At 73.4% G+C, this 11,962-nt stretch carries 17 protein-coding genes; 9 read left to right on the top strand and 8 right to left on the bottom strand.

The genetic code is table 11. From position 1 onward, the window contains the following. The first annotated feature begins 210 nt into the window (after positions 1-210). From GA0070622_RS08635 to GA0070622_RS08625, 3 genes are read left to right on the top strand one after another with little or no spacing between them, the layout of a single operon-like run. A complete protein-coding gene (locus GA0070622_RS08635) occupies positions 211-1,308 on the top strand; it encodes a 3-deoxy-7-phosphoheptulonate synthase (protein ID WP_091571530.1) in 1,098 nt (365 codons plus the stop codon). 40 nt (positions 1,309-1,348) lie between these two features. Then, positions 1,349-1,582: a hypothetical protein gene (locus tag GA0070622_RS08630; protein WP_369700212.1), complete on the top strand. Its 234-nt coding sequence runs from the start codon at positions 1,349-1,351 to the stop codon at positions 1,580-1,582. A gap of 27 nt (positions 1,583-1,609) precedes the next feature. Beyond that, on the top strand, positions 1,610-1,819 hold the full coding sequence (locus GA0070622_RS08625) for a hypothetical protein (RefSeq protein ID WP_091571527.1): 210 nt from the start codon (positions 1,610-1,612) through the stop codon (positions 1,817-1,819). A 57-nt stretch (positions 1,820-1,876) separates the two neighbouring features. Here the strand turns inward: GA0070622_RS08625 and GA0070622_RS08620 are convergent, their stop codons facing one another. From GA0070622_RS08620 to GA0070622_RS08610, 3 genes are read right to left on the bottom strand one after another with little or no spacing between them, the layout of a single operon-like run. Continuing rightward, entirely contained in the window at positions 1,877-2,416 is a 540-nt protein-coding gene (locus tag GA0070622_RS08620; protein ID WP_091571524.1) for a DUF1360 domain-containing protein, read from the bottom strand. A gap of 36 nt (positions 2,417-2,452) precedes the next feature. Then, a complete protein-coding gene (locus GA0070622_RS08615) occupies positions 2,453-2,770 on the bottom strand; it encodes a hypothetical protein (RefSeq protein WP_091571520.1) in 318 nt (105 codons plus the stop codon). Beyond that, positions 2,770-3,072 carry a DUF6158 family protein gene (locus GA0070622_RS08610; protein ID WP_091571516.1) on the bottom strand — a complete coding sequence of 101 codons (303 nt, stop codon included), beginning with the start codon at positions 3,070-3,072 and terminating at the stop codon, positions 2,770-2,772. The genes GA0070622_RS08615 and GA0070622_RS08610 overlap by 1 nt, the downstream gene beginning before the upstream one ends. Before the next feature lie 122 nt (positions 3,073-3,194). Here GA0070622_RS08610 and GA0070622_RS08605 point away from each other — a divergent pair, with 122 nt between their 5' ends. Further along, positions 3,195-3,614 (top strand): hypothetical protein, encoded by a 420-nt coding sequence (locus GA0070622_RS08605; RefSeq protein ID WP_091571513.1) that lies wholly within the window; start codon positions 3,195-3,197, stop codon positions 3,612-3,614. 25 nt (positions 3,615-3,639) lie between these two features. Continuing rightward, positions 3,640-3,969 carry a DUF3817 domain-containing protein gene (locus GA0070622_RS08600; RefSeq protein WP_091571510.1) on the top strand — a complete coding sequence of 110 codons (330 nt, stop codon included), beginning with the start codon at positions 3,640-3,642 and terminating at the stop codon, positions 3,967-3,969. Positions 3,970-3,992: 23 nt separating this feature from the next. Here GA0070622_RS08600 and GA0070622_RS08595 read toward each other — a convergent pair whose 3' ends face one another. Next, positions 3,993-4,511, bottom strand: coding sequence for a DUF6232 family protein (locus tag GA0070622_RS08595; protein WP_091571507.1), 519 nt, complete (start codon positions 4,509-4,511; stop codon positions 3,993-3,995). A 465-nt stretch (positions 4,512-4,976) separates the two neighbouring features. Here GA0070622_RS08595 and GA0070622_RS08590 point away from each other — a divergent pair, with 465 nt between their 5' ends. Then, complete coding sequence (locus tag GA0070622_RS08590) at positions 4,977-5,942, top strand: C40 family peptidase (RefSeq protein WP_091571504.1); 966 nt, start codon at positions 4,977-4,979, stop codon at positions 5,940-5,942. 69 nt (positions 5,943-6,011) lie between these two features. Here GA0070622_RS08590 and GA0070622_RS08585 read toward each other — a convergent pair whose 3' ends face one another. From GA0070622_RS08585 to GA0070622_RS08575, 3 genes are all read right to left on the bottom strand, one after another. Next, positions 6,012-7,001, bottom strand: coding sequence for a sigma-70 family RNA polymerase sigma factor (locus tag GA0070622_RS08585; RefSeq protein ID WP_176558955.1), 990 nt, complete (start codon positions 6,999-7,001; stop codon positions 6,012-6,014). A gap of 455 nt (positions 7,002-7,456) precedes the next feature. Beyond that, positions 7,457-8,404: an N-acetylmuramic acid 6-phosphate etherase gene (locus GA0070622_RS08580; protein ID WP_091571499.1), complete on the bottom strand. Its 948-nt coding sequence runs from the start codon at positions 8,402-8,404 to the stop codon at positions 7,457-7,459. Further along, positions 8,401-9,315, bottom strand: a complete 915-nt coding sequence (locus GA0070622_RS08575; protein ID WP_091571497.1) for a MurR/RpiR family transcriptional regulator — start codon at positions 9,313-9,315, stop codon at positions 8,401-8,403. Before GA0070622_RS08575 ends, GA0070622_RS08580 begins: the two co-directional genes overlap by 4 nt. Before the next feature lie 246 nt (positions 9,316-9,561). Between GA0070622_RS08575 and GA0070622_RS08570 the strand changes: the two genes are divergently transcribed. Beyond that, positions 9,562-10,239, top strand: coding sequence for an SDR family NAD(P)-dependent oxidoreductase (locus tag GA0070622_RS08570; RefSeq protein ID WP_091577041.1), 678 nt, complete (start codon positions 9,562-9,564; stop codon positions 10,237-10,239). On the opposite strand, the gene GA0070622_RS08565 is transcribed toward GA0070622_RS08570, so the two are convergent. Then, positions 10,224-10,955 carry a dTMP kinase gene (locus GA0070622_RS08565; protein ID WP_091571494.1) on the bottom strand — a complete coding sequence of 244 codons (732 nt, stop codon included), beginning with the start codon at positions 10,953-10,955 and terminating at the stop codon, positions 10,224-10,226. The two genes, GA0070622_RS08570 and GA0070622_RS08565, sit on opposite strands and share 16 nt — an antisense overlap. Before the next feature lie 149 nt (positions 10,956-11,104). Between GA0070622_RS08565 and GA0070622_RS08560 the strand changes: the two genes are divergently transcribed. Together GA0070622_RS08560 and GA0070622_RS08555 are read left to right on the top strand one after the other, a co-directional pair. Continuing rightward, a complete protein-coding gene (locus GA0070622_RS08560; protein ID WP_091571492.1) occupies positions 11,105-11,686 on the top strand; it encodes a nucleotidyltransferase in 582 nt (193 codons plus the stop codon). Between the two features lie 56 nt (positions 11,687-11,742). After that, complete coding sequence (locus GA0070622_RS08555) at positions 11,743-11,952, top strand: hypothetical protein (protein ID WP_245666557.1); 210 nt, start codon at positions 11,743-11,745, stop codon at positions 11,950-11,952. Positions 11,953-11,962: the final 10 nt, after the last annotated feature.

Genomic DNA, 11,962 nt, shown 5'->3' with positions numbered 1-11,962 from the left:
ACTTCCCGGTCGCGTCGGGTAGGCTGGCCGACGTGACGCGGTCGTATCGATGGTTTAGGCAGCCGGCTGGAGGAGCCGGTGACTCGACCATGAGCTGACGTCACCACCTCTTCGAGCCGGCCGGGCAGGGATTCTTTTCCCTGCCCTTTCGTATGCGAGCAGCCGGCTCGATCCCCCGGACCCGGCACGGGGGCACGGTCGGCGGAAGGAATCCCCACCGTGACCACGTCCCAGGACGCCCATCGGGTCATCGACCAGCGCATCGACCGTGTGGTGCCGCTGACCACCCCGGCCCTGCTGCACCACGACCTGCCGCTGGACACCCCGCTGGCCGAGGCCGTCGTGGCCGGCCGGCGTGCGGTCGGCCGGGTGCTGGACCGCGACGACGACCGGTTGCTCGTCGTCGTCGGCCCCTGTTCCGTGCACGACCCGGCCGCCGCCCTGGAGTACGCGGGACGGCTGCGCGAGGTCGCCGACCGGGTCGCCGACGACCTGCTGGTGGTGATGCGGGTCTACTTCGAGAAGCCGCGCTCGACGGTGGGCTGGAAGGGACTGATCAACGACCCGGCGCTGGACGGCTCGGGCGACGTGAACACGGGTCTGCGGACCGCGCGGGCGCTCCTGCTCGACGTGCTCCGGCTGGGCCTGCCGGTGGGGTGCGAGTTCCTCGACCCGATCACCCCGCAGTACATCGCCGACACCGTCGCCTGGGGGGCGATCGGCGCCCGGACCGTGGAGAGCCAGGTCCACCGGCAGCTCGCCTCCGGCCTGTCCATGCCGATCGGCATGAAGAACCGGCCCGACGGCAGCATCGCCACCGCGGTCGACGCGATCCGCGCCGCCGGCGTGCCGCACGTCTTCCCCGGCATCGACGTCTCCGGCACCCCGGCGATCATGCACACCCGGGGCAACGCCGACGGTCACCTGGTGCTGCGCGGCGGGGGCGGCCGGCCCAACTACGACGCGGAGTCGGTGGCCGGGGCGCTGGACCTGCTGCGCGCGGCCGGCCTGCCCGAGCGGGTCGTGGTCGACGCCAGCCACGCCAACAGCGGCAAGGACCACCGCAACCAGCCGGTGGTGGCCGCCGACGTGGCGGCGCAGCTCGCCGCCGGGCAGCGCGGGATCGTGGGCATCATGCTGGAGAGCTTCCTGCTCCCCGGCCGGCAGGACCTGGACCCGACGCGGGAGCTGGAGTACGGCCGGTCGATCACCGACGCCTGCATCGGCTGGGACACCACCGGCGAGGTCCTGGACCACCTGGCCCAGGCCGTCCGGGCGCGTCGCGCCACGCTGCCGACCCTGGCCTGAGCGGGGTTGGGGGGAGTTTGACCGGTTCGGGGCCGGGTAGGTGGTCGGCGTGACCGATGACGCGCCCGTGACCGAGCAGCCGGACACCAGGCCGCTCGACGACCTGCTCGACGACCTCTACCGCGGTCAGGAACGGATCACCCAGGCCGACATCTACCGCCGCGCGGTGGCCGCCGAGCTCCCGGCCGAGCTGCTCACCCGGATCGCCGCGCTCCCCCAGGGCGAGTACGCGGTCGACGAGGCGGCCGAACTGCTGGGCGGCACGGTCGCCTGAACACCCGCCCGACCGAGAGGACCCGACATGACCGACCGCGAGCCCGAGCACGAGCACCTGGCGGCGCTCGGCCAGCCCCCGGAGGGCATGGACACGCTGCCGGAGCCGGACTTCGCCAACGAGCACGACCGCACGGCGGTGGACCGGGACATCATCACCGGGGCGGACGAGGACGAGCGCGAGCCGGAGACGTCACGCGGCTGGGCCGGCGAGGACCACGGCACCACCCCCACCTGATCTCCGGCGCGACGACGACGGGGCCGGCGCACTCGCGCCGGCCCCGTCGAGTCGTGCTCACTTCTCGTGGTGCCCACCCTCGGCGGCCTGCTGGGCCACCGCGTAGCCCATCTGGAGGAAGTCGGAGGCGGCCACCGCGGTCAGCGCGGTGGCGACCAGCCGGGTCAGCCGGGGCGCCAGCACCAGGCCGCCGGTGAGCCCGGTGGCCACCCAGACCGCCAGGCAGAACGGGCAGCTGACCAGCTCGCCGAGCGCGTGCCGGGTGGGGCTGCCCTCGTCCCGGACCTGCTCCATCACCTCGCCGCTGCCGATCGGGTGGTCGTAGCGGGTGAACGGCGCCCGCAGCGGGCTGGTGATCGCGTCCTTGGACAGCAGCCGGCTCAGTTTGTGCGTGGCGACCGAGAGCAGCACCACGTCGCCGGGCGAGGGCCGCTCCGGCACCGGCCGGCCGGTCGCCCGGACCAGCCCGACCAGCGCCGCGGTCACCCCGGCGTAGGTGCCCATCGCCTTCAGGTAGCCCTCCAGCGGTCGGTGCTCGTGCGGCGCGTACGCCTGGCGCAGGCGCGCCACCTTCTGCTTCAGGCCACTCCCGGTCAACCCGGCCTCCCTCTCGTGCGTCGTGGCGGGCCGGGCTCAGCCGGCGGTCAGGTTGTCGGCCACCTCGCGGTCGAGGTTGGCCAGGATCTCGTCGGCCAGGGCGTGGTCCGGACCGGCCAGGTCCAGGCGTACCCGGGCGCCTCCGGCGTCGGCCGGCTCCACGTCGATCTCCGCGGACCAGTCGGCGGCGCTCCACCGGGCCCGCATGTCCTCGGCGTCGACCACCTCCACCTGGCAGTCGCCGGAGCGGCGCAGCTCCTCCGGCAACCACGCGGAGGAGCGGTCCGGGTCGGTCGCGGTGTTGAACACCACCTCGGGCGGCGCGGACATGCCGCGCTCGGCGTGGCTGGCCATCAGGCGTCCCGCAGCCGGCTCGGGTCGACCTCCCGGCCCGGGTGGCGGGCCAGGTACTCGGTCTCCAGCTCGGCGGTCCGACGCAGGTGGTTGGCGAGCGCGGAGTCGGTGGCGTGCCGCAGCGTGTCCAGCCGGGTGCGGTGCAGGCTCTGCATCTCCCGGATCAGGTCCTCGTCGCCCAGCTCGGCGGGGTCCACCCCGAGCACCTCACCGTCGCCGGCCCCGGTGGTGCGGGCGTGGTCGCCGTCCCACTCGGTGACCCGCTGCTCCGGGCTGGCGTCCCGGCGTACCGATTCGGTCATCGTCGCCCCCTCGTCTCGTTCGGGCTGGCGACTAGACGGATGCCCAGCGCGGCTGCCACCAAACCCGGGGCACCTACGACGCCGCGTCGGAGACGGCCGGCGGCCCCGGTACCCTCGATGGCATGCAGCGGCTCTGGACACCGGCGTGGATCGTCCGCCACGTGGCCATGGTCGTGCTGGTGGTGGGCTTCCTCGGGCTGGGCTGGTGGCAGGTGACCCGGGCCGCCCAGGGCAACGCGCTGAGCTTCGGCTACGCGATCGAGTGGCCGGTCTTCGCCGGTTTCGTGGTCTTCGTCTGGTGGCGTGAGGTGCGGCACGCGCTGCGCGCCGCGCCCGGGCCGTCGACCGCGCCGCCACCGTCGGCGGCCGCCGACCCGGAGCCGGTCACCACCACCCCGGCGGTACGCCGGCCGGTGCGCGCCGTCCGGGTGCCGGCGGCGCCGCTCGACGGGGCGGACGACGGCGAGCTGGCCGCCTACAACCGCTACCTTTCCTGGTTGAACGCGAATCCGGGCTCCCGGCCCGGCGACTATCCCGGCTGAGGCCGGTGCGGAAGGACGGACGACGGTGGGCGGAGCCCTTACCCGGTACCGCGTGATCGCCTGGATCGTGGGCGTGGCGCTGGTGGTGCTGGTCCTGATCGGCATGCCGCTGAAGTACGGCTTCGACAACCCGAGCGTGGTGGCCGTGGTCGGCGTCGCGCACGGCTGGCTCTACATGCTCTACCTGGCGCTCACCTTCGACCTGTCCCGCCGGGCCGACTGGCCGTTGAAGCGGATGCTGCTGGTGATGCTCGCCGGCACCGTGCCGTTCGTCTCGTTCTACGCGGAACGGCGGGTGAGCCACTGGGTGGCCGCCGGGAACCGGCCCCGCACCCCGGAGCCGGTCGCCGGCTGACCCCGGACCGCCGCGGGCCGGGCTCAGCGTGCCGGCCGCCACGGCGCGGCGGCGGGCGGGTCGGTCCAGCCACCGAGGCGCGCGCCCTCGCGGGCCCGGCGCAGCGCGCGGGTCACCTGGCCGAACTGCCGCTCGTCGTCGCTGCTGAACAGCAGCACCTCGGCACCCCGGATCCGCCCCCACAACTCGTGTGCGGGCGGGCGCCAGCGGTCGCCGAGCAGCACCAGCAGCAGCGGCAGCAGTCCCACCGCGCCGAGCGTCAGGTACGCCCCGGCGGTGAGCCGCTCCAGGCCGCCGGTGAAGCCGAGCAGCAGGCCGACCGCGGCGATCAGCGCGGCGGAGACGGCGACCGCCCGCACGGCGAGCCGGTCGTGCGGCCCGCGGGTGGTCCAGAGCTGGGTGATCTCGGTCACCGCCCAGCTGTTGCGGCCGACGGTGAAACGCTCGGCGGTGACGACGATGCCGGGTCGGGCGTAGAGCAGCGTGGGCGCGGTCGCGTGCGGCGACCGGGGCGGGCGGGCGGAGGAGCGATCGGTCTGCACGGCGGCCTCCCGGGGTCGCGGATCCCGTGGTGGGGATTCCCGGTTCCGCGCTTCATTGTGTGGCGGACACGCCACCCGACCTCGGGTTTTCGCCCGCCCGGCCGGCACGTCGCCGGACCGGCCCGCCGGAAACAGAGAACGATTTCCGTCTTTGTCGTGACTTTGCCTGGCGTGGGCTGGCGACATCCGTCCAGAACGACGAATCGGGCGAGTCGCGCCTTCCGCCCAGGAGCGCCGAAGCACGCGACGCGAGGTCCGCGAAACGGTCACGGACGGTCAGCTGCCCCATTGTCACTTTCCGACACTTTGCCAACTTTCGCCCCTGCTTGAACTCCCGTCCACTCCGATCACGGGTTAGGTTGTCCAGGTCGGTCCGGTCGACCGCCGTCCGCCCGGACGGCGCCGGGTCGGTGTCGACGGGGCGTGGAACGCCTCCCGTCGACCGTGGAGAGGAGCTTTCCGCTCTTGTCGTCCTTACGGATGCTGCTCCGCTCGCTGGCGGTGGCCGGCCTCTCGGCCGCGCTGCTCGCTCCGGCGTCGGTGGCTCGGGCCGAGCCCACCCCCGCCGAGCTGACGAAGCAGATCGAGAAGTCCTCGACTGAGCTGGAGCGAATCGTCGAGTCGTACAACAAGCTCAACGAGGAGATCAAGGCCAACAAGGCCACCGCGGCCACGTTGGAGGCCCGGATCGGCCCGTTGCAGGACCAGGCCGAGCGGAGTCGCGCCGACGTGGGCGCGATCGCCGCGACGGCGTACAAGACCGGCGGCATGCGCACCGCGGCGGCCCTGCTGGAGCCGGGCGGTCCGGCGTCGTTGCCGGACCGGCTGGGCACGCTCGACCAGCTCACCCGCCAGCGGCAGCGCACCATCGACAGCTTCACCGGTGACCAGCGCCGGCTGATCGACCAGAAGACCCGGCTGGACGTCACGCTGGCGAAGGAGGCGGCGCAGGCCAAGCAGCTGGCCGCCGCCAAGAAGCGGATCGAGGCGGACCTGTCCGGCCTCTACGAGATGCGTCGCAAGGCGTACGGTCGGGCCACCGAGGCCCCGGTCAAGGCGAGTTCGGCGGGCACGCCCCCGGCCGTCTCCGGCAAGGCCGGCGTCGCGGTGCGGTACGCCTACGGCGCGGTCGGCAAGCCCTACGGCTACGGCGACGACGGCCCCGGCAGCTACGACTGCTCCGGGCTCACGCTGGCCGCCTGGCGGGCCGCCGGGAAGTCGCTGCCGCACAGCGCGGCGCAACAGTGGGACGCGGTGACGCGGATCAGTCGCAGCCAACTGCAACCGGGCGACCTGGTGTTCTACTCCGGCCTCGGACACGTGGCGCTCTACGTCGGCGGCGGTCAGATCATCGACGCGCCGAGCGCGGGCCGCAACGTCAGCAAGCGGGGCATGAACATCATGAGCATCGCCGGCTACGGCCGGGTCTGACCCGCAACGACGAACGGCCGGCGTCCCCCTGTCGGACGCCGGCCGTTCGTCGTTTCCATTACTACCAGGTCAGGCCGCCTGCAGCCCTTCGGCGCGGGCCAGCTCACGCAGCCGGCCGAGGGCCTGGATCTCCAGCTGGCGGATCCGCTCCCGGGAGAGCGAGAACCGCGACGCGACCTCGGTCAGCGAGTGCTCACGCCCGTCCTCCAGGCCGTAGCGGGCCCGCATGATGCCGGCCGACCGGTCGTCGAGGTGGTTGAGCAGACCCTCGATCCGCTGCCGCTCCAGGCCGGTCAGCACGATCTCCTCCGGCGACGGCGCGTCGCTGTCGGCGACCAGGTCACCGAGGTTGGTGTCGCCGTCGTCGCCCACCGGGGTGTCCAGCGAGACGGTGTCCTGCGACCAGCGGCGCAGCTCGTTGACCCGCTCGACGGTGACGCCGAGCGCGGTCGCGATCTGCTCCGGCTCCGGGTCGCTGCCCAGCTCGCGGGTGAGCTGCCGGGCCACGTTGCGCATCCGGTTGACGTCCTCCACCAGGTGCACGGGCAGCCGGACGGTGCGCTCCTGCTGGGCGATGGCCCGGCTGATCGCCTGCCGGATCCACCAGGTCGCATAGGTGGAGAACTTGAAGCCACGCTCGTAGTCGAACTTCTCGACCGCGCGGACCAGGCCGGTGTTGCCCTCCTGGATCAGGTCCAGCATGGGCATGCCGGAGCGCACGTAGCGCCGGGCGATGGAGACGACCAGCCGCAGGTTGGCGCGGATGAACAGGTCCTTCGCCCGCTCCCCCTCGGCCACCACGCGCTCCAGTTCCTCCCGGGTGGCCCCGTCGGGGAGCCGGTCGGTGTCGAGCAGGTGCTCGGCGTAGAGACCCGCCTCGATCGCCTTGGAGAGATCCACCTCGCGGGCGGCGTCCAGCAGCGGCGTCCGGGAGATCTCGTGCAGGTAGACGCCGACCAGGTCCCGCTCCTCGGCGACCTCGTCGGTACGCATGCCGATGTTCTTGTCCACGATTGCCACGGTCCCCTCGCTCGCGCCGGTTGCCCGGTTCCTTGCCATCCCCACGTTCATCAGCCCTCCCCGTAACCTCCGCTGTGCCCGTAGGTGCTGACACCTACACAACAGATGTGACGCGTCGGGGATTCCATGTCGTGAGTCGAAACTGTCACGAATGCCTGAGTAGTAGCTGAGAGCCCGGTCCATGTTTCCTGTCAGGACCCCTGCTCGGGCGACTCGTGGCCGCCCTGGTGGTGGGCGCGGGAGCAGCGGAATCGCCGTCCGTCCATGGAATGGCACCATTGCCTGTTCCATGAACACAGCGAGCCGCGTCACCGCGTCATTGCGATCCTGGTCACTGCCTGATACGCGCCCGTGGACCCACCGGTTCAGCCACGGTGAGGATTACCCTCCGCCTCGTTGAACAATCCGCTCGGGGAGAGACGTCCCCTCCCGCCACGTGATACGCGTCGCACCCGCCGGGCGGATGCGCCGGGCGGGTGGTTTCGCGCTCGGGGTCAGGAGGCGAGCAGGGCCAGGGCGCCGCGTACCTGGTCGGCGGAGCGGGCCAGCGCGGCCCGGGCGGCGGGCACCTCCGCGCCGGAGACCAGCGCCACCAGGGCGGTCTTGAGGTCGCCGTCGGCCTCCCGCAGGGCGACCCGGCAGACCTCCTCGGCGCACCCGGTCGCCTCCACCAGGATCGAGATCATCCGGCCGCGCAACTTGGCGTTGGTGGCCACCATGTCGATCATCAGATTCGAGTAGACCCGGCCCAGGCGCACCATGACGGCCGTGGAGAACGTGTTCAGCACCAGCTTCTGCGCGGTGCCCGCCTTCATCCGGGTCGACCCGGTGACCACCTCGGGTCCGGTGTCCACCCCGATGAACACGTCCACCGACGGGGCGGCCTCGGCCTCCGGGTTGGCGCACAGCAGCACGGTCCCGGCCCCCTGGGCCCGGGACGCGGCGAGCGCCCCGAGGACGTACGGGGTGCGCCCGCTGGCCGCCAGGCCGACCACCAGGTCGCCGGGGTGCACGCACTCGCCCGCCTCGGCGGCGCCGCCCCGTTCGTCGTCCTCGGCGTCCTCGACGGCGCGCCACATGGCCTCCGGGCCCCCGGCGAGGTGCGCGCAGAACCAGTGCCGGGGCGAGTTGAACGTGGGGGCCAGCTCGGCCGCGTCCAGCACGCCGAGACGGCCGGAGGTGCCGGCGCCGAAGTAGTGCACCCGGTGCCCGCCGCGCAGCGCGGCGACGGCCAGGTCGACGGTCTCGGCGATCTCGTCGAGCACGGCGGCCACCGCGGCCGGCACCCGCCGGTCGGCCTCGTTGATGACGGTGAGCACGTCCCGGGTCGACATCAGGTCGAGGTCGACGCTCTGCGGGTTGCGCCGCTCGGTCGGCGCGCCGACGCGCACCACCGGACGCACCACGGCCACCTCGTCCCGCTCCACCCGGCCCGCCGTCATCCCCGCCTCCGCCCGGGACCCACCCGGTGCGACTGGACGGCCTCGGCGGTGGCCTCCAGGGCCTTCTTGGTCCGGGCCCGGCTGCGGGCGGCCACCCCGACGAAGAGGCAGTCGACCACGGTGAGCTGGGCCAGCCGGCTGGCCGTCGCGCCGGACCGGTAGGTCGTCTCCCGGGCGGCGGTGGTGAGCACGTGGTCCGCGACGTCGGAGATCGGCGAGCGGGGGAAGTTGGTCAGCGCCACCGTGGTGGCCCCGCGCGCCCGGGCCTGCTCCAGCACCTCGATCACGTCGGAGGTGGTGCCGGTGTGCGAGATGCCGACCGCGACGTCGCCCCGGCCGAGCAGCGCGGCCGAGGTGAGCGCGGTGTGCACGTCCGGGAAGTAGAACGCGATGCGGCCGATGCGGTGCAGCTTCTGCTGGAAGTCGGAGGCGACGAAGCCGCTGGCGCCCGCGCCGTAGACGTCGATCCGGCCGGCCGCGCCGATCGCCTCGACGACCTGCTCGCAGACCGCCGGGTCGAGCTGCTCGGCGGTCTCCTCGACGGCTCGCGCGTCGTTGAACGCGATGGTGGCGATGATCTGCGCCAGGTCCGCGCCCGGCGGGATGTCGCCGCCGACCACCCGGGCGTCCGGCGGCTCGATCCGGCGCGCGGCCTCGGCGGCGAGCCGGATCCGCAGCTGGGGATAGCCGTCCATGCCGACCGACCGGCAGAACCGGATCACGGTCGCCTCGGATGTCTCGGCGGCGGTGGCGAGATCGGTGATGGTGCGCCGGGCCGCGTCGGCCGGATCGGCGACGACCAGCCGGGCCACCCGCTGCTCGGCCGGGGACAGCGAGGGAAGGAGGCCGCTGATGTGGACGATCAGTCCACCGGGCTCGTGACTCGCAGAAATCTTCGGACTCTTCGCCACGGATGAAACTTACTTTCACAGGCCGTGAGCGTCAACCATGACGCCGCGTATCGGGAAATTTACCGCCTTCCGCGCCCGGCCCCCTCGCCCAGGGTCCCATCGTCGCAGCCCGGCCGCCTCATCCGGTCCGGTCGAGTCGGTGCCGCCGGCCGACCGGACCGTCCGCCGTCATGCGCTCCCGGGCCGGCCGGACGGCCGTCGCCGGGTCACCGGTCGGCCCTCCGGGCGGCCGGTTAGCGTGTGGGCATGGCGGATCGCACGGTGCTGGTGACCGGAGGCACGGGCGGGCTGGGGGGCGCGGTCACCGCGGTCTTCCTGCGGAGCGGCTGGCGGGTGGTCGTACCCCAGCGGGAGCCCGGGACGGACGACGGTCCGGTCCGGGTCGTGGCCGACCTGCTGACCCCCGAGGGGGCGGCGCGGGCGGTCGAGGCGGCGACCGACGAGCCGGCCGCGCCGTTGCGCGCGGTGGTCAACCTCGTCGGCGGGTACGCCAGCGGCGGGCTCGTGCACGAGACCCCGGTCGAGGAGTTCGAGCGGATGCTGCGGATCAACCTGCGCCCGACCTACCTGGTCACCCAGGCGGCGTTGCCGCACCTGGTCGAGGCCGGCGGCGGCGCGGTGGTCTGCGTGTCGGCCCGGGCGGCGGTGGCGCCGTTCCCCGGCGCGGCCGGCTACGTCACCGCCAAGGCCGCGGTGCGGGCGTTCGCCGACGCGGTCGCGGTCGAGTACCGGCCGCACGGAGTGCGGTGCAACACGGTGCTGCCGAGCGTCATCGACACCCCGGCCAACCGGGCCGCCCAGCCCGAGGCCGACCACCGGCGGTGGGTGCCGCCGGCCGAGATCGCCGCCGTGATCCGCTTCCTCGCCTCCGACGAGTCCGCGCCGACCAGCGGCGCGAGCGTCCCGGTCTACGGCCGGGCCTGAGCCGGCACCGGTCCGTCCCGCCCCGCGCCGCCGGAGGGCCGAGGCGTGCCCTCCGGGCCCGGCGCGGCCAGGGCCGGCGGGTCGTCCGGCAGCCACTCGCTCAGGTGCGCCCGGATCCGGCGGGACACCTCCTCCGGCGTGCCGCTGCCGTCCACCACCACGAACCCGGCGTACTCCGGCAGCGACCGGTAGGCGGCGTCCGCCGCGGTGAGCCACCGCATGCTCTCGTGGTCGGTGCCGCGCCGCTCGATCCGCCGGTACGCCTCGGCGGGGTCGAGGGTGAGCAGGAACGTGACCCGGGGCGACGGGAAGATCCGGTACCCGGCCCGGGCCAGCCGTTCCCAGCGCTGCCCGCCGTGCGCCCGGATGCTGGCGTACTGACAGGCCGACCAGCGGTCCATCACCGCCGTCCGGCCGGTCACCAGGCAACTGACCAGGGCCAGCGCGATCGCGAGCCAGCGCAGCGCGGACTCCACCGCGAGCAGTCCGTCGCGGCCGACGAGTCGTTGCGCGTCCGGCCGGCCGACCCGCTGGGCGAGGCGGCCGAGCCAGCGGCGACCGCCGGCGTTGCGGTGGTAGGTGGCGGGGTGGCCGGCGGCGGTGAGCGCCTCGGCGAGCCGGTGGGCCTGAGTGGTCTTGCCCGAGCCGTCGATGCCGATCAGGGCGACGGCGCGCAGTCGGGCCCTGCCGCGCCGCGTCCGCAGTGAGCTGGCCACCCTGCCGAGGTTATCCGACCGACGCTCATCCTCGGCGATTTGTCGCTTTCCTCCCCGAGCGGACGGACCGCGCCGGAACAGGTGTGACCGGAGCTTCCGCCGGGTACGCCTGTTGATCCCACCGCCCATGACGACGACGGGAGACCCAGATGGCCGAGCGCGGGGACGAGACCCTGGTGCACACGCTGAAGAAGGTCGCCGCCGTGCTCAAGCAGTCCGAGATCCCGTTCGCCCTGGGCGGCAGCTTCGCCGTGTACGCGCACGGCGGCCACTCCAGCGACCACGACGTGGACTTCCTGCTCCGCGAGGCCGACGTCGACCGGGCCCTGGAGGCGCTGGTCGAGGCCGGCTTCACCGCCGAGCGCCCGCCGGAGGACTGGCTGGTCAAGGTCTACGACGAGGGACGCATGGTGGACCTCATCCACCGGCCGATCGAGACCCCGGTGACCGAGGAGACGTTCGCCGACACCATCGTGCGGCCGGTCGACGCGATCCACATGCCGGTGCTCTCGGCCAGCCAGCTGATGGTGCACAAGCTGCTCAGCTTCTCCCAGCACTACTGCGACTTCGCCCGCGCCCTGCCGCTCGCCCGTTCGCTGCGGGAACAGATCGACTGGGAACGGGTACGGAAGGAAACGCAGCACTCGCCGTACGCGGAGGCGTTCCTGGTGCTGCTCGACCGGCTGGACGTGCTGCCCGGCGGCGCGCCCGGCGGAAGGGAGACCCCGTGACCGGACGGTCCGGCGACGTGCCCCCCGACGAGTACGTGGAGGCGGAGATCCAGAACATGCTGGCCGAGGACCCGTCCGTGGCCGAGCAGGGCATCACGGTGGTGCGCCGCGAGCGCGGGCTGGTGCTCTACGGCGAGGTGGAGAGCCCGCACCGACGGGAGGAGATCCTCCGCCGGGTGGCCGAGCGCTTCCCGGACACGCCGGTGACGAGCGACATCGGGGTGATCCGCACCCAGGCGCCCACCCAGGTCGAGGAGCTGCCGTGAGGGAGGTTCG

This window comes from Micromonospora sediminicola (assembly GCF_900089585.1).
GTDB classification, from domain to species: domain Bacteria; phylum Actinomycetota; class Actinomycetes; order Mycobacteriales; family Micromonosporaceae; genus Micromonospora; species Micromonospora sediminicola.
The sequence above is the reverse complement of the archived record's forward strand: the minus strand, read 5'-3'. Positions and strand labels throughout refer to the sequence as shown.